12 protein-coding genes are annotated in these 19,482 nt (G+C 73.4%); 9 read left to right on the top strand and 3 right to left on the bottom strand.

Annotated elements, in window-relative coordinates; genetic code table 11:
• Window position 1: 1 nt before the first annotated feature.
• Together ACIQTP_RS22230 and ACIQTP_RS22225 are read left to right on the top strand one after the other, a co-directional pair.
• On the top strand, window positions 2-2,779 hold the full coding sequence (locus tag ACIQTP_RS22230) for an ABC transporter permease (protein ID WP_403402059.1): 2,778 nt from the start codon (window positions 2-4) through the stop codon (window positions 2,777-2,779).
• Window positions 2,776-3,786: an ABC transporter ATP-binding protein gene (locus ACIQTP_RS22225; RefSeq protein WP_403402057.1), complete on the top strand. Its 1,011-nt coding sequence runs from the start codon at window positions 2,776-2,778 to the stop codon at window positions 3,784-3,786. The genes ACIQTP_RS22230 and ACIQTP_RS22225 overlap by 4 nt, the downstream gene beginning before the upstream one ends.
• Window positions 3,787-3,991: 205 nt before the next feature.
• Here ACIQTP_RS22225 and ACIQTP_RS22220 read toward each other — a convergent pair whose 3' ends face one another.
• The 3 genes from ACIQTP_RS22220 to ACIQTP_RS22210 all read right to left on the bottom strand — a co-directional run bounded on the left by ACIQTP_RS22220 (window position 3,992) and on the right by ACIQTP_RS22210 (window position 11,166).
• The gene (locus ACIQTP_RS22220) at window positions 3,992-5,452 is read right to left on the bottom strand and encodes a glutamate synthase subunit beta (RefSeq protein WP_403402055.1); all 1,461 of its coding nucleotides are present in this window, start codon (window positions 5,450-5,452) and stop codon (window positions 3,992-3,994) included.
• Window positions 5,445-10,037: a glutamate synthase large subunit gene (gene gltB, locus ACIQTP_RS22215; protein WP_403402053.1), complete on the bottom strand. Its 4,593-nt coding sequence runs from the start codon at window positions 10,035-10,037 to the stop codon at window positions 5,445-5,447. The genes ACIQTP_RS22220 and gltB overlap by 8 nt, the downstream gene beginning before the upstream one ends.
• Before the next feature lie 397 nt (window positions 10,038-10,434).
• Window positions 10,435-11,166, bottom strand: coding sequence for a VIT1/CCC1 transporter family protein (locus ACIQTP_RS22210; protein ID WP_403402051.1), 732 nt, complete (start codon window positions 11,164-11,166; stop codon window positions 10,435-10,437).
• 250 nt (window positions 11,167-11,416) lie between these two features.
• Here ACIQTP_RS22210 and ACIQTP_RS22205 point away from each other — a divergent pair, with 250 nt between their 5' ends.
• Genes ACIQTP_RS22205 through ACIQTP_RS22175 form a run of 7 tightly spaced genes read left to right on the top strand, consistent with a single transcriptional unit; the run spans window position 11,417 to window position 19,320 of the window.
• Entirely contained in the window at window positions 11,417-12,517 is a 1,101-nt protein-coding gene (locus ACIQTP_RS22205) for an ADP-ribosylglycohydrolase family protein (protein WP_403402049.1), read from the top strand.
• A complete protein-coding gene (locus tag ACIQTP_RS22200; RefSeq protein WP_403402047.1) occupies window positions 12,514-13,809 on the top strand; it encodes an ADP-ribosylglycohydrolase family protein in 1,296 nt (431 codons plus the stop codon). The genes ACIQTP_RS22205 and ACIQTP_RS22200 overlap by 4 nt, the downstream gene beginning before the upstream one ends.
• A gap of 7 nt (window positions 13,810-13,816) precedes the next feature.
• Complete coding sequence (locus ACIQTP_RS22195) at window positions 13,817-14,989, top strand: ADP-ribosylglycohydrolase family protein (protein WP_403402045.1); 1,173 nt, start codon at window positions 13,817-13,819, stop codon at window positions 14,987-14,989.
• Window positions 14,977-16,362, top strand: coding sequence for an ADP-ribosylglycohydrolase family protein (locus ACIQTP_RS22190; RefSeq protein WP_403402043.1), 1,386 nt, complete (start codon window positions 14,977-14,979; stop codon window positions 16,360-16,362). The genes ACIQTP_RS22195 and ACIQTP_RS22190 overlap by 13 nt, the downstream gene beginning before the upstream one ends.
• A complete protein-coding gene (gene rbsK / locus ACIQTP_RS22185; protein WP_403402042.1) occupies window positions 16,359-17,270 on the top strand; it encodes a ribokinase in 912 nt (303 codons plus the stop codon). Before ACIQTP_RS22190 ends, rbsK begins: the two co-directional genes overlap by 4 nt.
• Entirely contained in the window at window positions 17,267-18,487 is a 1,221-nt protein-coding gene (locus ACIQTP_RS22180) for a CaiB/BaiF CoA transferase family protein (RefSeq protein WP_403402040.1), read from the top strand. Before rbsK ends, ACIQTP_RS22180 begins: the two co-directional genes overlap by 4 nt.
• Complete coding sequence (locus ACIQTP_RS22175) at window positions 18,484-19,320, top strand: HpcH/HpaI aldolase/citrate lyase family protein (RefSeq protein WP_403402038.1); 837 nt, start codon at window positions 18,484-18,486, stop codon at window positions 19,318-19,320. The genes ACIQTP_RS22180 and ACIQTP_RS22175 overlap by 4 nt, the downstream gene beginning before the upstream one ends.
• Window positions 19,321-19,482 lie beyond the last annotated feature (162 nt).

The raw sequence follows: 19,482 nt of genomic DNA, 5'->3' as shown, positions 1-19,482 counted from the left end.
GATGGCCCGGTGGAGGCAGCGCACGGAGCGCGGTGTGGCGCCGTGGGTGCGTACGCGGCTGCGGACCGCCCCCGGGGTGGCCGTCGCGTTCGGAGTGCTCGTGCTGGTCACGGCGTTCCTCGCGGCGGTGCTGCCGCGGGCCCTTGACGCGTACGAGACGAAAGGGCTGCGGCAGGAGATCGCCGGGGCGCCCCCGGCCGCCACCTCGGTGGAACTGAGCGCACCGCAGCCGGGGTTGGAGATCGCGCAGTCCACCCGGGAGAAGGCGGTGCGGCCCCCGGCGCTCGCGGCCGTCCGACGCGCGGCGCTGGCCAGGCTGCCCGCGCCACTGCGGGCGGACACCACGGAGTCGTCATACGGGGTGCGGACCTCCAAGAGCCTCGTCGCACTGAACCCCTGGCTGCCGGTGATCGACGCGCCGCCCCGTTTCACACTGGTCGCGCAGTCGGGACTCGCCGCCCACGCCACCGTGCGCGGCGGACGGCTGCCCACCGCCGCCGGGGACGTGACGGCGGACACCAGGAAGGTCGAGGCCGCCGTGACCGAGGCGACCGCCCGGACGCTGCGGCTGCGGGTCGGTTCCGTCATCGACGTGGACGGCTTCGGGGGCGCGCCACTGGCCGTGCGGATCACCGGGATCGTGGAGCCCCGGCGTCCGCAGGGCGGTTACTGGTCCGCGGAGCCGGTCCTGCGCACCCCGGGCGTGGCCGCGGACGCCCCGGTCCCGCCGCAGTTCTACTGGGACGCGGGCCTGCTGCTGGCGCCCGGCGCCGCCCCGGTGCTCCTCGGCAGCCAGGGACAGCCGGAGCTGTACTGGCGGTTCGCCCCCGCCACCGAACGGCTCACCGCGCAGGACGTCCCGGGGCTCGTCTCCCGGATCGCCTCCCTCGAAGGGGGGCCCGAGCTGCTGCGGATGCGCGAGATCGCCGGGAGCACCGCGACCGTCGCCACCGATCTGGAGACGGTCGTCGGCTCCTACACGACGACCCGCGCGGCGATCACACCCGTCGTGGCGGTCGGGGCGTTCGGGATCGGCGCGGTCGCCGCCGTCGTCCTGGTCATGGCCGGCGGGCTGGTCGCCGTCCGGCGGGCCACCGAACTCGCGCTGCTGCGCGCGCGGGGCGGCTCGCTGCGCGGGATCGCCGGACGGCTCCTCGCCGAGACCGCGGTCGTGGCGGTGCCCGCGGCCGCCGCCGGTCTGCTGCTCGCCGTGCTCACCGTGGACGAGGCCCGGCTCCTGCCCGCCGTGCTCGGGGCGTGCGCCGTCGCGCTCCTCGCCTGTGCCGTACTGCCGGTGCGCGCGGTCGTGGCACACCGCAGGCCGCGGGCGCACGCGGAGCGCGACGATCTCGCCCACGCCAGGCCTGGCAGGCGCCGCACGGTCGCCGAACTCACCGTGCTGGTGCTGGCCGTCGGCTCGGTCGTGGCGCTGCGGCGGCGCGGCGCGTCCAGCGCGGGCGACCTGCTGGTGAGCGCCGCTCCGGTCCTGGTCGGGCTGATCGCGGCGCTGGTGCTCGTACGGCTGTATCCGCTGCCCCTGCGGTGGGCCGCCCGCCCGGCCGCGCGAGGGCGCGGGGTGGTCGGCTTCCTGTCGCTGGCCCGCGCGGGCCGCTCCTCGACGGTGGGCGTCGCGCTGCCGCTGCTGGCGCTGCTGCTGGCCCTGACGACGGCGGCGTTCGGGGGTTCCGTGCTCGCCGGGGTGTCCGACGCCCGGGACCGGGCCGCGCTGCTGGCGACCGGCGCGGACGCGCGGATCGCGGGGCCTGGCGAGGTGGCGCCGCTGCCGGGGGGCGTGGCAGGGGCGGTACGGAAGGTCGCGGGCGTACGTGAGGTGACGGCCGTGCGGATCGAGCGCACGGCGGAGCTCGCCTCCGGCGGGGCCGGGGCGAAGGAGGGCCTGACGCTGATCGGGGTCGAGCCGGCGTCGTACGCCCGGCTGGCCCGGCAGACGGGTCTCGGGGCCTTCCCCGCGGATGTGCTGAAGCCGAAGGGGACACAGGGGGTGCGGACGGGGGGTGTGCTGAACGCCGTCGCCTCTCCCGGTCTCGCGGAGCGCCTGGGCCGCGCACCGCGTCGGATCACGTCCCTCGCCGGTGACATCACCGTCCGGATCGCCGCCGTACGCTCCCGCACCCCCGCCGCCCCCGGCGCCGACTTCCTGCTGGTCGACGCCGCGGGCCTCAAGCACTCCGACCCGACGACGCTGCTGGCGACCGGTGCCACACTCGACGCGCCGGCACTGCGGACGGCCGTGCGCGGCGCCGGGAAGGGACTCTCCGTGACGTCGCGTGGCGAGGAACGGGCGGCGCTCTCCGATGCGCCGTTGCAGGCGGGCGCCGAGCGGATCTACACCACGGCCGCCCTGGCCGGTGCGGGCTACGCCGTACTCGCCCTGCTGCTCGCCCTCCTTCAGTCCGCGCCGGAACGGGCCGCGCTGCTGGCCCGGCTGCGCACCATGGGCCTCACGCCCCGCCAGGGCCGTCGGCTGCTCGGCCTGGACGCGCTGCCCCAGGCGCTGCTCGCGGCCTTCGGCGGGACGCTCGCCGGCTGGGCCACGGTCCGGCTGCTCGCTCCCGGCATCGACCTGGAACGTCTCGCGCTGGCCACCGCGGCGGGCCGAGCGCCGGTGGTCGGCGCGTCGCTGCGTACCGACGTGTGGTCGCTGCTCCTGCCCGCGGCGGGCACGGTGCTGCTGGCGTGGGCGGTGGCCGTCGCGCAGGCCTGGTGGGCGGGGCGCCGTACGTCGATCACCGAACTCAGGACAGGAGGCATGCGATGACCCGTGCGACGACCTCGCGGACGAGCCTGGCGGAGCTGGAGCATCGGGCGGCGGCGCGCCGCGACCGGCCCGCGTACGGGCGGGACGCCCTGATCGCCTGCGACCGGCTGGTCCGCATCTTCTCCGGCCGGTCGGCCGGGGGCGGCCCCCCTGGACGCGGCGGCTCCGCCGGGGTGGAGGTGCAGGCGCTCCAGGGGCTCGATCTGCTGGTCCAGGAGGGCGAGTTGACGGCTCTGGTCGGCGCCTCCGGCAGCGGCAAGTCGACCTTGATGAACATCCTGGCCGGCCTCGACGTGCCCACCGCGGGCGCCGCGCGGGTCGCGGGCCGCGATCTGCTCACGATGAACGCGAAGGACCGGCTGCGCTACCGCCGTGAGGTGGTCGGTTTCGTCTGGCAGCAGACGGCCCGCAATCTCCTCCCCTATCTGACGGCGGCCCAGAACGTGGCGCTGCCGATGCAGTTGAAGGGCGGGCGGGGCCACGGGAAGCGGCGGGCCGAGCGGGCGCGAGAACTGCTCGCGATGCTCGGCGTCGCCGACTGCCACGGCCGCCGTCCGCCGCAGATGTCCGGCGGGCAGCAGCAGCGGGTCGCGATCGCCGTGGCCCTCGCCAACTCGCCGTCCGTGCTGCTCGCCGACGAGCCGACCGGCGAGCTGGACTCGGCGACCGGCGCGGAGGTCTTCGCGGCGTTCCGCCGGGCCAACGAGGAGCTGGGCACGACGATCGTGATCGTCACGCACGACCAGGCGGTCGCCGGGGAGGTCCGGCGTACGGTCGCGATCCGTGACGGCCGTACCTCGACGGAGGTGCTGCGCCGCACGGAGGTCGACGCGGAGGGCCAGGAGTCCCTGGTGGCACGGGAGTTCGCGACGCTGGACCGGGCCGGCTGGCTCCAGCTGCCCGCCGAGTACACCGCGGCCCTCGGCATGGAGGACCGGGTGATGCTGGAACTGGAACAGGACCACATCGGGGTGTGGCCGGACGACAGCGGGCACCTGGCCGACTGAGACCGCCACCACGACGCACCACCGCCGGCCCGGCCTGCTGAGACCGCCGCCGGCCCGGCCGGCTGAGGCCGCCCCCACGCGCCCCACCACCCGCCCGGCCTGCTGAGGACGCACCACGGCGCCCACCACCGTCCGGTCGGGGACAAGGCAGGCGCCGCGTTCAGTTCCGTACGCCGTTGTACGGGACGTTTGTCGGGGTGGAGCGTCAGACCATCAGCGAGCGGTCCGTCGGGCGGATCGGGGCCGGCAGATCGCTGGCGCCGGTCAGGAAGCGGTCGACCCCGCGGGCGGCCGAGCGGCCCTCCGCGATGGCCCAGACGATCAACGACTGGCCTCGGCCGGCGTCACCGGCGACGTACACGCCCGGCACGTTGGTCGCGAACTCGGCGTCGCGGGCGATGTTGCCGCGCGCGTCGAGTTCCAGGCCGAACTGCGAGACCACGCCGTTCTCGACATCGGTGCCGGTGAAGCCCATGGCCAGCGTCACCAGCTGGGCGGGGATCTTGCGCTCCGTGCCCGGCTTCTGGTTCAGCTTGCCGTCGACGAACTCGACCTCGGCGAGGTGCAGCCACTGGACGTTGCCGTCCTCGTCGCCCTCGAAGTGGGTGGTGGAGACCGAGTAGACGCGGTCGCCGCCCTCCTCGTGCGCGGAGGTGACCTTGTAGAGCATCGGGAACGTCGGCCAGGGCTGGCCCGGGTTCCGCTCCTCGCCCGGTCGCGGCATGATCTCCAGCTGCGTGACCGAGGCCGCGCCCTGGCGGTGGGCGGTGCCCACGCAGTCCGCGCCGGTGTCGCCGCCGCCGATGACCACGACGTGCTTGCCCTCGGCCGTGATCGGGGGCGCCACGTAGTCGCCCTCCTGCACCTTGTTGGCCAGCGGCAGGTACTCCATGGCCTGGTGGATGCCCTGGAGCTCGCGGCCGGGGACCGGGAGGTCACGCGCGGTCGTCGCACCGGCGGCGATGACCACGGCGTCGTACCGCTTGCGCAGGTCCGTCGCCTTGAGGTCGCGGCCGATCTCGATGCCGGTGCGGAAGCGGGTGCCCTCCGCGCGCATCTGCTCGATGCGGCGGTTGATGTGCCGCTTCTCCATCTTGAACTCGGGGATGCCGTAGCGCAGCAGGCCGCCGACGCGGTCGGCACGCTCGTACACGGCGACCGTGTGGCCCGCCCGGGTGAGCTGCTGGGCGGCGGCCAGGCCCGCCGGGCCCGAGCCGATGACCGCGACGGTCTTGCCCGACAGGCGCTCGGGGATCCGCGGGGCGACGTCGCCCGTGTCCCACGCCTTGTCGATGATCGAGACCTCGACGTTCTTGATGGTCACGGCGGGCTGGTTGATGCCGAGGACACACGCCGACTCGCAGGGAGCGGGGCACAGGCGGCCCGTGAACTCCGGGAAGTTGTTCGTGGCGTGCAGACGCTCGGACGCGGCCTGCCAGTCCTCGCGGTAGGCGTAGTCGTTCCACTCGGGGATCAGGTTCCCCAGCGGACAGCCGTTGTGACAGAACGGGATCCCGCAGTCCATGCAACGGCTGGCCTGCTTGGAGATGATCGGGAGCAGCGAGCCCGGAACGTAGACCTCGTTCCAGTCCTTGACGCGCTCCTCGACGGGGCGGGTCCTGGCGACCTCGCGGCCGTGGTTCAGGAAGCCCTTGGGATCAGCCATTGGTCGCCGCCTCCATCATCTTCTCGGTGATCTCGGACTCGGGGAGTCCGGCTCGCTCGGCGGCGTCCTTGGCGGCGAGCACTGCCTTGTACGTGCTGGGGATGATCTTGCTGAAGCGGTCCACCGCAGTGTCCCACTCCGCCAGGAGCTTCTCGGCGACGGTCGAGCCGGTCTCCTCCTGGTGGCGGCGCACCACGTCGTGCAGCCACTGCTTGTCGGTGTCGTCGAGCGCCTCGACGGCGCCCACGTTGCCGGCGTTGACGTTGTCGCGGTCCAGGTCGACGACGTACGCGATGCCGCCGGACATGCCGGCCGCGAAGTTGCGGCCCGTCTCGCCGAGGACGACCGCGCGGCCGCCGGTCATGTACTCGCAGCCGTGGTCGCCCACGCCCTCGGAGACCACCGTCGCGCCGGAGTTGCGGACGCAGAAGCGCTCGCCGGTGCGGCCGCGCAGGAAGAGCTCGCCGCCCGTCGCGCCGTACGCGATGGTGTTGCCCGCGATGGTCGAGTACTCGGCGAGGTGGTCGGCGCCCCGGTCGGGACGGACGATCACCCGGCCGCCGGAGAGACCCTTGCCGACGTAGTCGTTGGCGTCGCCCTCCAGGCGCAGCGTGACACCGCGCGGCAGGAAGGCGCCGAAGGACTGGCCCGCGGAGCCGGTGAAGGTGATGTCGATGGTGTCGTCGGGCAGGCCCCCGCCCCCGAACTTCTTCGTCACCTCGTTGCCGAGCATGGTGCCGACCGTGCGGTTGATGTTGCGGATCGCGACCTGGGCGCGCACCGGCTGGGCGTCGACCTGGGTGTTCGCGGCCAGCGCGTCGGCGGCGAGCTTGATCAGCTCGTTGTCGAGCGCCTTCTCCAGACCGTGGTCCTGCGCGACGACCTGGTGGCGCACCGCGCCCTCGGGCAGCTCGGGCACGTGGAAGAGCGGAGACAGGTCCAGGCCCTGCGCCTTCCAGTGGGTGATCGCCCGCTCCACGTCGAGGTTCTCGGCGTGGCCGACGGCCTCCTCGATCGTGCGGAAGCCCAGCTCGGCGAGGATCTCGCGGACCTCTTCGGCGATGAACTTGAAGAAGTTCACGACGTACTCGGCCTTGCCGGCGAAGCGGTCGCGCAGCACCGGGTTCTGGGTGGCGATGCCGACCGGGCAGGTGTCCAGGTGGCAGACGCGCATCATGACGCAGCCGGAGACGACGAGCGGCGCGGTCGCGAAACCGAACTCCTCGGCACCGAGCAGCGCGGCGATGACGACGTCACGGCCGGTCTTCAGCTGGCCGTCGGTCTGCACGACGATACGGTCACGCAGCCCGTTGAGCAGCAGCGTCTGCTGGGTCTCGGCGAGGCCGAGCTCCCAGGGACCGCCCGCGTGCTTCAGGGAGGTCAGCGGGGAGGCGCCCGTACCGCCGTCGTGGCCGGAGATGAGCACTACGTCCGCGTGCGCCTTGGAGACACCCGCGGCGACCGTGCCGACACCGACCTCGGAGACCAGCTTCACGTGAATCCGCGCCTGCGGGTTCGCGTTCTTGAGGTCGTGGATCAGCTGGGCCAGGTCCTCGATGGAGTAGATGTCGTGGTGCGGGGGCGGGGAGATCAGGCCCACGCCCGGAGTGCTGTGCCGGGTCTTGGCGACCCAGGGGTAGACCTTGTGGCCGGGCAGCTGGCCGCCCTCGCCGGGCTTGGCACCCTGCGCCATCTTGATCTGGATGTCGTCCGCGTTGACCAGGTACTCCGACGTGACGCCGAAGCGGCCGGAGGCGACCTGCTTGATCGACGAGCGGCGCGCCGGGTCGTAGAGCCGGTCCGCGTCCTCGCCGCCCTCACCGGTGTTGGACTTGCCGCCCAGCTGGTTCATGGCGATGGCGAGGGTCTCGTGCGCCTCCTTGGAGATGGAGCCGTACGACATGGCGCCGGTGGAGAAGCGCTTGACGATCTCGCTCACCGGCTCGACCTCGTCGATCGAGATCGGCTGCCGGTCGGACTTGAAGCCGAACAGGCCGCGGAGCGTCATCAGGCGCTCGGACTGCTCGTTCACCCTGCCGGTGTACTTCTTGAAGATGTCGTAGCTGCCGGAGCGCGTCGAGTGCTGGAGGCGGAAGACCGTCTCCGGGTCGAAGAGGTGCGGCTCGCCCTCGCGGCGCCACTGGTACTCGCCGCCTATGTCGAGGGCCCGGTGCGCCGGGGCGATGCCGGAGGCCGGGTAGGCCTTGGCGTGCCGCGCCGCGACCTCCTTGGCGATGACGTCGAGACCGGCGCCGCCGATCTTGGTGGCGGTGCCGTTGAAGTACTTCTCGACGAAGGCCCGGTCGAGGCCGACGGCCTCGAAGACCTGGGCGCCGCGGTAGGAGGCGACGGTGGAGATGCCCATCTTGGACATGACCTTGAGGACGCCCTTGCCGAGCGCGTAGATCAGGTTGCGGATGGCCTGCTCGGCCTCGATGCCGGTCAGGAAGGTGCCGGCGCGGACCAGGTCCTCGACCGACTCCATCGCCAGGTACGGGTTGACCGCGGCGGCGCCGAAGCCGATGAGGAGGGCCACGTGGTGGACCTCGCGGACGTCGCCCGCCTCGACCAGCAGGCCCACCTGGGTGCGCTGCTTGGTGCGGATGAGGTGGTGGTGGACGGCCGCGGTGAGCAGCAGCGAGGGAATCGGCGCGTGCTCGGCGTCGGAGTGGCGGTCCGACAGGACGATCAGACGGGCGCCGTTCTCAATGGCGGCGTCGGCCTCCGTGCAGATCTCCTCGATCCGCGCGGCGAGGGAGTCGCCACCGCCGCCGACCCGGTAGAGACCGGACAGGGTCGCGGCCTTCATGCCCGGCATGTCGCCGTCGGCGTTGATGTGGATGAGCTTGGCCAGCTCGTCGTTGTCGATCACCGGGAAGGGCAGGGTGACGCTACGGCAGGACGCGGCCGTGGGCTCCAGCAGGTTGCCCTGCGGGCCCAGCGAGGAGCGCAGCGACGTGACGAGCTCCTCGCGGATCGCGTCCAGCGGCGGGTTGGTGACCTGCGCGAACAGCTGGGTGAAGTAGTCGAAGAGCAGGCGCGGGCGGGCGGAGAGGGCCGCGATCGGCGAGTCCGTGCCCATGGAGCCCAGCGGCTCACCGCCGGTGTTGGCCATCGGCGCGAGGATGATGCGCAGCTCTTCCTCGGTGTAGCCGAAGGTCTGCTGGCGGCGGGTGACCGAGGCGTGGGTGTGCACGATGTGCTCGCGCTCGGGGAGGTCGGAGAGCTCGATCTCGCCGGCTTCCAGCCACTCCGCGTACGGCTTGTCGGCGACGAGGGTGGCCTTGATCTCGTCGTCCTCGATGATGCGGTGCTCGGCGGTGTCGACGAGGAACATCTTGCCGGGCTGGAGGCGGCCCTTGCGGACGACCTTCGCGGGGTCGATGTCGAGGACGCCGACCTCGGAGCCGAGGACGACGAGACCCTCGTCGGTGACCCAGTAGCGACCGGGGCGCAGACCGTTGCGGTCGAGGACCGCGCCGACCTGGGTGCCGTCGGTGAAGGTGACACAGGCCGGGCCGTCCCAGGGCTCCATCATCGTGGAGTGGAACTGGTAGAAGGCGCGGCGGGCCGGATCCATGGAGTCGTGGTTCTCCCACGCCTCCGGGATCATCATCAGCACGGAGTGCGGGAGGGAGCGGCCGCCGAGGTGGAGGAGCTCGAGCACCTCGTCGAAGGAGGCGGAGTCGGACGCGTCGGGCGTACAGATCGGGAAGACCCGCTCCAGACCCTTGTCTCCGAAGAGGTCGGAGACCAGCTGGGACTCACGCGCCTGCATCCAGTTGCGGTTGCCCTTGACCGTGTTGATCTCGCCGTTGTGCGCGACGAAGCGGTACGGGTGGGCGAGCGGCCAGCTCGGGAAGGTGTTGGTGGAGAACCGGGAGTGCACGAGCGCGATCGCGGAGGCGAAGCGGCGGTCGGACAGGTCCGGGAAGAAGGGCTCCAGCTGGCCGGTGGTCAGCATGCCCTTGTAGACGATGGTGCGCGCGGAGAGCGACGGGAAGTACACGCCGGCCTCGCGCTCGGCGCGCTTGCGCAGCACGAACGCCTTGCGGTCCAGCTCGATGCCGGTCGAGACGCCGTCCGAGACGAAGATCTGGCGGAAGGCGGGCATCGTGGAGCGGGCGGTGGCGCCGAGCAGTTCGGGGGCGACCGGGACCTCGCGCCAGCCGAGGACGGTCAGGTCCTCGTCGGCGGCGATCGTCTCGATCCGTGAGACGACATCCTCGATGCCGTCCTCGGGCAGGAAGGCGATGCCGACCGCGTACGCGCCGGCCGCGGGCAGCTCGAATCCGGCCACCTCACGGAGGAACGCGTCGGGGACCTGGGACAGGATGCCCGCGCCGTCGCCCGAGTCGGGCTCGGCGCCGGTGGCACCCCGGTGCTCCAGGTTGCGCAGCACGGTGAGCGCCTGCTCGACCAGCGCGTAGCTCGCCTCACCGGTGAGGGTGGCCACGAAGCCGACGCCACAGGCGTCGTGCTCGTTGCGGGGGTCGTACATACCCTGCGCAGCAGGGCGAGCATCCATGAAGGACCAGTTCTGGCCATTCGTGGAGTGCTGGGACGGCTGGCGCGGCGAACGCATCGGCTCTCCCGTCGTCGTCGTGGCTGGGGGCACCTCCCAGGCCTACAAGGCGTCTGGGGGAGCATGTGCCGAGGGACGACGTTGGCCCTCTGCTGGGGGTGCAAAATTTCGTGCAGGTTACATGATGGAGCGGTTCTCGCGAACCGGATACTACGTTCCAACATGCGGACACCCAGGGGTGGCGTGGGGGTACCTCGCACGACGGTGGAGTTAAGGGGGCCTAAGCGGACAGATCGATGTCCGTGGGCCCGAGGTGCGGCGGGCAACGTCACCCACCGCACTGACGCGGCGCAGGCCTCATTGCCCGCAGCGCTTACGGCTCATTCCCAGTGGTTAAGCGATCGAAACCAGGGAGTAACGGCTACTTATACAGTCCCTTGCATAAGTGCGCGAGTCATCATCCTACGGCGGTACCGAACAGGCTGCCCAGGGCGTACGTCACACCCGCCGCGGCACCCCCGAGCGCGAGCTGCCGGATTCCGCTGTACCACCAGGTCCGGGCCGTCACCCGGGCCACGAGCGCGCCGCACGCGAAGAGCCCGATCAGCGCGAGCAGCAGCGCGGGCCACAGGACGGTCGCGCCGAGCAGGTACGGCAGTACGGGGAGCAGGGCGCCCAGGGCGAAGGACCCGAAGCTCGACACGGCGGCGACGACCGGGGAGGGCAGGTCGCCCGGGTCGATGCCGAGCTCTTCGCGGGCGTGTATCTCCAGGGCCTGCTCGGGGTCGCGCGAGAGCTGCTTGGCCACTTCGCGGGCGAGTGCGGAATCGACGCCGCGCGACTCGTACAGCGCGGCGAGCTCGCGCTCCTCGTCCTGCGGATGCTTTCTCAGCTCACGGCGCTCGACGTCGAGCTCGGCCTGGACGAGTTCGCGCTGCGAGGCGACGGAGGTGTACTCGCCCGCCGCCATGGAGAAGGCGCCGGCGGCCAGGCCCGCGAGTCCGGTGATGACGATCGTCTGGTGGGAGACGGACCCGCCGGCGACACCGGTCATCAGGGCGAGGTTGGACACGAGCCCGTCCATCGCGCCGAACACGGCCGGGCGCAGCCATCCGCCGTTCACGTCCCGGTGGGTGTGGTTGTCGCGGTGCGCCTCGTGCAGGGTCGCTTCGGTCTCGATGATGGACATACCGGTCCCCCAGGAATCCTTCGGTTGGACTGTTTCTACTTTTCGACAACCATGAAAGTACGCCTGGAATTTCTTCTCCGCCAGCAAGGAAAGGCTGGGCTAACCTGCGGCTTTACCCTCAAGCGCTCATCCGTGATGGATCATGCACAGATGTCGACCGGGTGAATGAGGAGCCCCGGACGGCTCTCCCCGCCCCCTCCCGTGGGACACATCCCCAAAGGGCTCTGCGCCCTGAGAGGAGAGGCACCGTATGGCTTCCATCGCCTGCATTCCCTCCGTCCCGGCCCCCGGGGACTCGGCCGCTCTGCGCGAGCGGGCCCGCGGCGCGCTGCTGGGTCTCGCCGTCGGGGACGCGCTGGGCGCGCCCGCCGAGAACATGAGGCCGTCGCAGATCCGCGCGAAATGGGGACGGATCACGGGGTACGTCGCCGAGCACCCGGCCGGGACGGACGACACGGAGTACGCGATCTTCTCGGGGCTGCTGCTGGCCCGGCACGGTTCGGCGCTCACCGTGACGCATGTCGAGGCGGCCTGGCACCAGTGGATCGCCGACCGCGACGAGGGACCGTTCCGGGGCGCCGGCTTCAGCGAGCGCGGCACCCTGGAGAACCTGCGCCGGGGACTCGTGGCCCCCATCTCGGCCCAGCACCGGCACGCCTGGAGCGACGGTCTGGCGATGCGCGCGGCGCCCTTCGGCGTCTTCGCCGCGGGCCGCCCCGCGGAGGCGGCCCGGCTGGTGGCGATCGACGGCTCGGTGAGCCACGAGGGCGAGGGCATCTACGGCGGCCAGGCGGTCGCGGCGGGGGTCGCGGCGGCGATGGCGGGCGCGGCCACGATCGCGGTGGTCGCCTCCGCGCTCGCCGTGATCCCGGACGACTCCTGGACGGCCCGCTCCCTGCGCCGGGCGGTGGCCGTCGCCCACCGCGGGGAGCGGGCGGTGCGCTCGGCGGTCGTCATCGGCGGCTATCCCTGGACGGACCTGGCCCCGGAGGCCGTCGCCCTCGCCTTCGGCGCGTACGCCGCCGCCGACGGCGACTTCACCGAGTCCGTCCTCACCGCCGTCAACATGGGCCGCGACGCCGACACCACGGCCGCGGTGGCGGGCGCGCTGGCCGGGGCGACCCGGGGCGCGGCCGCGATCCCGGCGGACTGGGCGGCGGCGATCGGCCCGGCACGCGGCAGCTGCCTGCCCTCCATGGCGGGACACCACGTACTGGACGTGGCGGAACTGCTCACAGCAGGGGACGACGGGAAGTGGGGGACCGGGAGCACGGAACCTCCACCCCCCGACCCGTACGCGCTCACCAGCGATTACATCCTTGCCTACGACGATGACGAGGTGCAGCCATGAGACCCGGCCTGGTGGGCGACGATCCCGGCACGGGATCGGCCTCGGCACCGGAAGCCGGGGGATCGCTCTCGATCTCCGACATCGAGGACTCACCCTCGACGTCCGACACCGGGGACTCCCTCTCGAGGGATGCGGATCCCCGTACGGAGCGGGGCGCCGCCCCCGTACGCGCCCCGCACCCCCGCCGGATCGAGGGCCTCCTGCTCGGGCTGGCCGCGGGCGACGCCGCCGGCTGGCCCGCCGGCCGGCACCGCGCGGCCCGGATGCCCGAGTGGACCCGGCGCCTGACCCGCGAGCTGGACACCTTCGCGGAGCAGAACGCGACGACGACCCTGCCCGTACCCATCGCGCTGAACCAGCCGCCGGAACCCCTGCGGCTCGGCCCGTCGGACGACGCGGAATGGGCGGCGTTCGCGGCGGAGGCCGTGCTGCGCGCCGGAGACCGCAGCGCGCTCGGCGACCTGAGCCGGGAACGCCGGATGCGGGCGTCCATCGACCTGTCCTGGAACGCCGTCGCCAGCGAGGTCGCCGCCGCCGCCGAGCGCGCCCCCGAGGTCGAGTCCGCGCTGCTCCCCCTGCGCGCCCGGATCTCCGTACGGGCGGGCCTGGGCAACCTCGCCACCGGGCTGCGCCCGCCCGCCACCGGCCACGACAACCCGCACTACTTCGACGACGCGGCCTGCGTACGGGCCTGTGTGCTCGCCGTGGCGCACCCGGGCGACCCCCGACTCGCCGCGGAACTCGCCGAGTTCGACGCCCGCTACACCCAGGACGGCGACGGGGTGCACGGCGCCCGCGCGATGGCCGCGGCCCTCGCGCTCGCCCTCGCCGGGGCCGGCGTCGACGCCTGCGCGGACGCCGCCCTCGCCGAACTCCCCGAGTCGACGGAGATCGGCCGCAACGCCCGGCACGCACTGCGGCTCGCCCGCGCCAGCGAGGACACCTTCGCCCTGGTCCCCCTCCTGGAGCACCAGATCGTCGACCACGTCTACAGCTACGGCATCGCGGCGGCGGAGACCGTGCCGGTCGCCCTCGCCCTGGCCACCGCCGCACGGGGCCGGATCGCGGAGGCGGTGCCCGCCGCCGCCTGTCTGTCCCGGGTCGCGGACTCGGCCCCGGCCCTCGCGGGCGCGCTCACCGGCGCGCTGGGCGGCGGCGTCGCGATCCCGGCCTCCTGGCGCGACGCCTGCCGCATCCTGTCCGGCTGCGCGCTGCCCCGGCTCACGGGCACGGACCTGATCGGACTCGCCGACCTCCTGGAAGCGACGGAACTGGCCACCCCAGAGGGATGATTCGGGCATGACGCCCAAAGGAGAAGGAACGGGAACCCTCGACGAACGCATCACCGGAGCCCTCGTCGGAGCCGCCGTCGGCGACGCGCTCGGCGGCCCCGTCGAGGGCTACACCCCCGAGCAGATCGTCGACCGGCACGGCGGCCGGATCCACGGCATCGTCGGCCCCTGGAACGGCGACGCCTGGCGCACCGCCCGCCCCATCGCCCCGTACCACAAGGGCGACGGACACGTCACCGACGACACCCTGATGACCCACGCGCTGGTGCGCGTGTACGCCACCGTCCGCGACCACCTCGACGCGTACGCCGTCGCCGAGCATCTGGTCCCCGACCTCATGACGGGTCCGCGCTGGATCCCGGAACTGGAGGCCGAGGCCATTCCCCTCCAGCGGATCTTCCTCGCGGAGAAGTGGCTGGTGGCCCGCCTCCACTACGGCCATGTGGACCCCCGGGAGGCCGGCACCGGCAACATCGTCAACTGCGGCGCCGCGATGTACATGGCGCCGGTCGGCCTGGTCAACGCGGCCAACCCGGCGGGCGCGTACGCCGAGGCGCTCGACGTCGCGGGCGCCCACCAGTCGTCGTACGGGCGGGAGGCGGCGGGTGTCTTCGCGGCGGGGGTGGCGGCGGCGTGCGCGCCCGGGGCGAGCCCGGACTCGGTCGTCGCGGCCTGCCTGTCCCTGGCGAAGGACGGCACCCGGGCGGCGATCGAGGCGGTCTGCGAAGTCGCCGCCCGGCACACGGACTTCGAGTCGGCGCTGACCCCGCTCCGCGAGGCGGTGACCCCCTACGACACGGTCGGCCCCGACTACCGCTCCCCCTCCCTCGCCGCCCGCCGCCCCTCCCGCCTCCACGCGATCGAGGAACTCCCCGTCGCCCTGGGCATGTTGGTGGTGTCCGGCGGCGACTACCGGCACGCGGTCCTCGGCTCGGTGAACTACGGCCGCGACTGCGACTCCATCGCCACCATGTCCGGCGCCCTCGCCGGTGCCCTCGGCTCCGAGGTCCCCCACGACTGGGCCAAGACGGTCGCCGAGTCCAGCCGCCTCGACCTGCACGCCCCGGCGGCCACCTTCACCGGGGTGACCCGCGAGATCTTCGCTCGTGACGTGGGCCGTCGCCGCGCCCACGAGTCCGCGTACGCCGAGCTGACGGGGACCCAGCGATGCTCCGACTGACCTGGGTCCAACCGGAGGACCTCCTCGGCCACGAACTCGCCCAGGCGTATCAGGACGGCCGCGCGCCGGAGACGATCGCCGCCCGCTGGCACGCGGCGGGCGGTCCGGAGGCCCCACCGCGCGCGGGCGCGTCCCCGGCTCCGGCCTCGCGGCACCTGCGCGCGCTGGCGGAAGACCTCCTGGACGAACTGGCGGAGCTGCCAGCCGAGTTGGCGGACACAGAGCCGACAGACCTGGGGCAGATCAAGGCCCACTGCCCGAACTGGCCCGCCCGACCCGCGCCCACCCCAGCCCCCACCCAGGCCCACCTGGAAGCCGCCTGGCTCGGTAGAGCGGTCGGTTGTCTGCTCGGCAAACCGGTGGAGAAGCTCCCCCTGGCCGGCATCCGCCAGTTGGCTCGGGCCGCCGGAAACTGGCCCCTGCACACCTGGTTCACCGCCCGGGACGTACCCGACGGCCTCCTCCGGGCCCACCCCTGGAACAGACGCTCCGCCCCCACCTCCCTCGCCGAGAACATCGACGGCATGCCCGAGGACGACGACCTCAACTACCCCCTCCTGAACCTCCTGTTGCTCCAGCGGTACGGCAGGGACTTCACGACCGCCGACGTGGCCCGCCTCTGGCTGGACGAACTCCCCGCGGGCCGCACGTTCACCGCCGAGCGCGTCGCCTACCGCAACCTCCTCACCGGCATCGAACCCCCGCACACCGCCCACCACCGCAACCCCTTCCGTGAATGGATCGGCGCCCTGATCCGCGCCGACGTCCACGGCTGGACCAACCCGGGCGATCCGGCCGCCGCCGCGGAAGCGGCCCACCGGGACGCCACCCTCACCCACACCGCGAACGGCGTGTACGCCGCGATGTTCACGGCGGCCACCATCGCCGAGGCGGCCACCGGCCACGGCGACATCCACGCCTGCCTGCGCACCGGCCTCACCGTCGTGCCCCCCGCCTCCCGGCTGGCCGAGGCGATCCGCCACGCCGTGCACCTCGCCCGCACCACCGAGGACTTCGACACGGTCGTCGACGCACTGCACACCACCCACCGCGCCTACCACTGGGTCCACGCCCTCCCCAACACCGCCCTGATCGCCGCCGCCCTCACCCACGCGGACGGCGACTTCTCCGGCTCCATCTGCCGCGCGGTGTCCGGTGGCTGGGACACCGACTCCAACGGCGCCACGGCGGGCAGCGTCGCGGGCCTGCTCACCGGCGCCCCCGCAGCCCTCCCCGACCGCTGGACCACCCCTCTCAAGAACCGCCTCGCCACCTCCGTCGCCGACTTCGACGGCATTGGCTTCGACGCCCTCGCCCAGCTGACCCACCGGCTGACCCACCAGCTCACACACCGGGAGACCCGTCACCCATGACCCATATCGCCGTGCTCGGCAGCACGAACATGGACCTCGTCGCCTACGTCGCGAAGGCCCCGCAGCGCGGAGAGACCGTGACGGGACGGGAGTTCCGTACGATCCCCGGCGGCAAGGGCGCGGGCCAGGCGGTGGCCGCTGCCCACGCGGGCTCCGACGTCTCGATGATCGGCGCGGTGGGCGCCGACGCCTTCGGCTCCCAGCTCCGTACGACCCTGGAGCACTCGGGCGTGGACACCGACCACCTGCGCACCACCGAGGGCCCGTCCGGCACCGCGCACATCGTCGTGGACGACGAGGGCGGCAACGCGATCGTCGTCGTCCCCGGCGCCAACGCCACCGTCGACCACCTCGCCCCCGGCGACGAGGTCCTCATCGCGGGCGCCGACGCGCTGCTGCTCCAGCTGGAGATCCCGCTGGCCGCCGTCCTCGCGGGCGCCGAGGCCGCGCGCCGCCACGGCGTCCGGACCATCCTGACCCCCTCCCCCGTACAGTCCCTGCCGCCCGAACTCCTCGCCCTGATCGACCTGTTGGTGCCCAACGAGCACGAGGCCGCCGCACTCACCGGCGTCACCGACCCCCGCGACGCGGCCACCGCCCTGCTGGACCAGGTACCGGAAGTCGTGGTCACCCTGGGCGCGGCGGGCAGTCTGTACGCGGCCCGCGGCGCCGAACCCCTCACCGTGCCCGCGCCCCGGGTCACCGCCGTGGACTCGACCGGCGCGGGCGACACCTTCGTCGGCACACTCGCGGTCGCACTCGCCGAGGGCCGGCCGATGCGCGCCGCCCTCGCGTGGGCGTCGACGGCCGCGTCCCTGTCGGTGCAGCGCGCCGGCGCCTCGTCCTCGATGCCGTACCGCTCCGAGATCGACGCCCAGGCCTCCTCGAACACCGGGCACACCTCATGAGCGGGCATCCGGGATCGGAGGCGGGGACGGAACACGGCCCGCTCACCGGGCTGCGCGTCCTCGACCTCGCCACCCTGTTCGCCGGACCGCTCGCCGCCACCATGCTCGGCGACTTCGGCGCGGAGGTCGTCAAGGTCGAGCACCCGGCCAAGCCCGACCCGTCCCGGGGCCACGGCCCGTCGAAGGACGGCGTCGGCCTGTGGTGGAAACTCCTCGGCCGCAACAAACGCACCATCACCCTCGACCTGTCCCGGGCCGGCGGCCGCGCCACCCTCCTGCGCCTCGCCGCCACCGCCGACGTGATCATCGAGAACTTCCGGCCCGGCACCCTGGAGAAGTGGGACCTGGGCTGGGCGGAGCTGTCGGCCGCCAACCCCCGCCTCGTCCTCGCCCGCGTGACCGCCTTCGGCCAGTTCGGCCCGTACGCGCACCGCCCCGGCTTCGGCACCCTCGCCGAGGCGATGAGCGGCTTCGCGGCGATCACCGGCGAACCGGACTCCCCGCCGACCCTCCCGCCCTTCGGCCTGGCCGACTCGATCGCGGGCCTGGCGACGGCGTACGCCGTCATGGCCGCGCTCCGCGCCCGCGACGCCTCGGACCGCGGCCAGGTGGTCGACATGGCGATCATCGAGCCGATCCTCACCGTGCTCGGCCCCCAGCCGGTCTGGTACGACCAGTTGGGTTACGTCCAGCCCCGCACCGGCAACCGCTCCGCGAACAACGCGCCCCGCAACACCTACCGCACCGCGGACGGCTCCTGGGTCGCCGTCTCGACCTCCGCCCAGTCGATCGCCGAGCGGCTGATGCGGCTGGTCGGACGCCCGGAGCTGATCGAGGAACCGTGGTTCGCGACGGGCGCCGACCGGGCCCGCCACGCGGACGTCCTGGACGAGGCGGTGGGCACCTGGATCGCCCGCCACCGCCGCGCCGAGGTCCTGGACGCCTTCGAGAAGGCGGAGGCGGCGGTGGCCCCGGTCCAGGACGTACGGGATGTGATGGAGGACCCGCAGTACGCGGCCCTGGACACGATCACCACCGTCACCGACCCCGAACTCGGCCCCCTGCGCATGCAGAACGTGCTCTTCCGGCTCTCCGCCACCCCCGGCGCGATCCGCTGGACGGGCCGCCCCCACGGCGCCGACACGAACGCCGTCCTCACCGAACTCGGCCTGTCCGAGGCCGAGATCACCACCCTCAGATCGGAAGGCGCCCTATGAGGATCCCGGCCCTCCCGCTCACCTGGCTCTACGCCCCCGGAGACCACCCGGAGGTGGTGGCCAAGGCCCTCGTCTCCGGCGCGGACGTCGTCCTGATCGACCTGGAGGACGCGGTCGCCCCGCACCGCAAGAAGTACGCCCGCGCCGCCACCGCCGAGTTGCTCTCGGACCCTTCCCCGGTCCCGGTCCACGTCCGCGTGAACGCGCTGGGCGGTCCCCTCGCCGAGGCCGACCTGAGGACGCTCGCCCCGCTCCCGGGCCTCTCCGGCCTCCGGCTGCCCAAGGTGACCTCCCCGGCCGATGTCATCCGGGTCGCGGAACGCTCGGCCCCCTCCGAGGGGGGCGCGATCCCCCTGTACGCCCTCCTGGAAACCGCCCTCGGTGTCGAACACGCCTTCGCCATCGCCGCGGCCCACCCGGCGGTGCGCGGCATCGGGCTGGGGGAGGCGGATCTACGGGCCGACCTGGGCGTACGGGAGGACGCGGGCCTGGACTGGGCCCGCGCCCGGATCGTGGTCGCCGCCCGGGCCGCCGGCCTCGCGCCGCCCACGCAGTCGATCTACCCGGACATCCGGGACCTCGAAGGCCTGGCCGCCTCCTGCGCCCACGGGCGCACCCTGGGCTTCCTCGGCCGCGCGGCCATCCACCCCCGCCAGCTCCCGGTGATCGAACACGCCTATCTCCCGACCCCTGCCGAGGTCGAGACCGCCGAGCTCATCGTCAAGGCCGCGGCCACCGAGCCGGGCGCCCAGGCCCTGCCCGACGGCCGCTTCGTGGACGCGGCGGTCGTGGCGGGCGCCCGCCGCACGCTGGCGCTGTCCCGCCGGAAGTGAGCGAAGGGGGGTGGGGGGGGGGGGGGGGGGGGGGGCCCCCCCCCCCGCCCCGGCCCCCCCCCGGGGGGGGGGGGGGGGGCCGGGGCCCCCCCCCCCCCCCCCCCCCCCCCCCCCCCCCCCCCCGCCCCCCCCCCCCCCCCGAGGCCGTTCAGGCCGGTCGGG

This window comes from Streptomyces sp. NPDC090798 (genome assembly GCF_044768965.1).
Taxonomy (GTDB): domain Bacteria; phylum Actinomycetota; class Actinomycetes; order Streptomycetales; family Streptomycetaceae; genus Streptomyces.
Note: the sequence above shows the minus strand (reverse complement) of the source record. Positions and strands in the feature narration are given on the sequence as shown.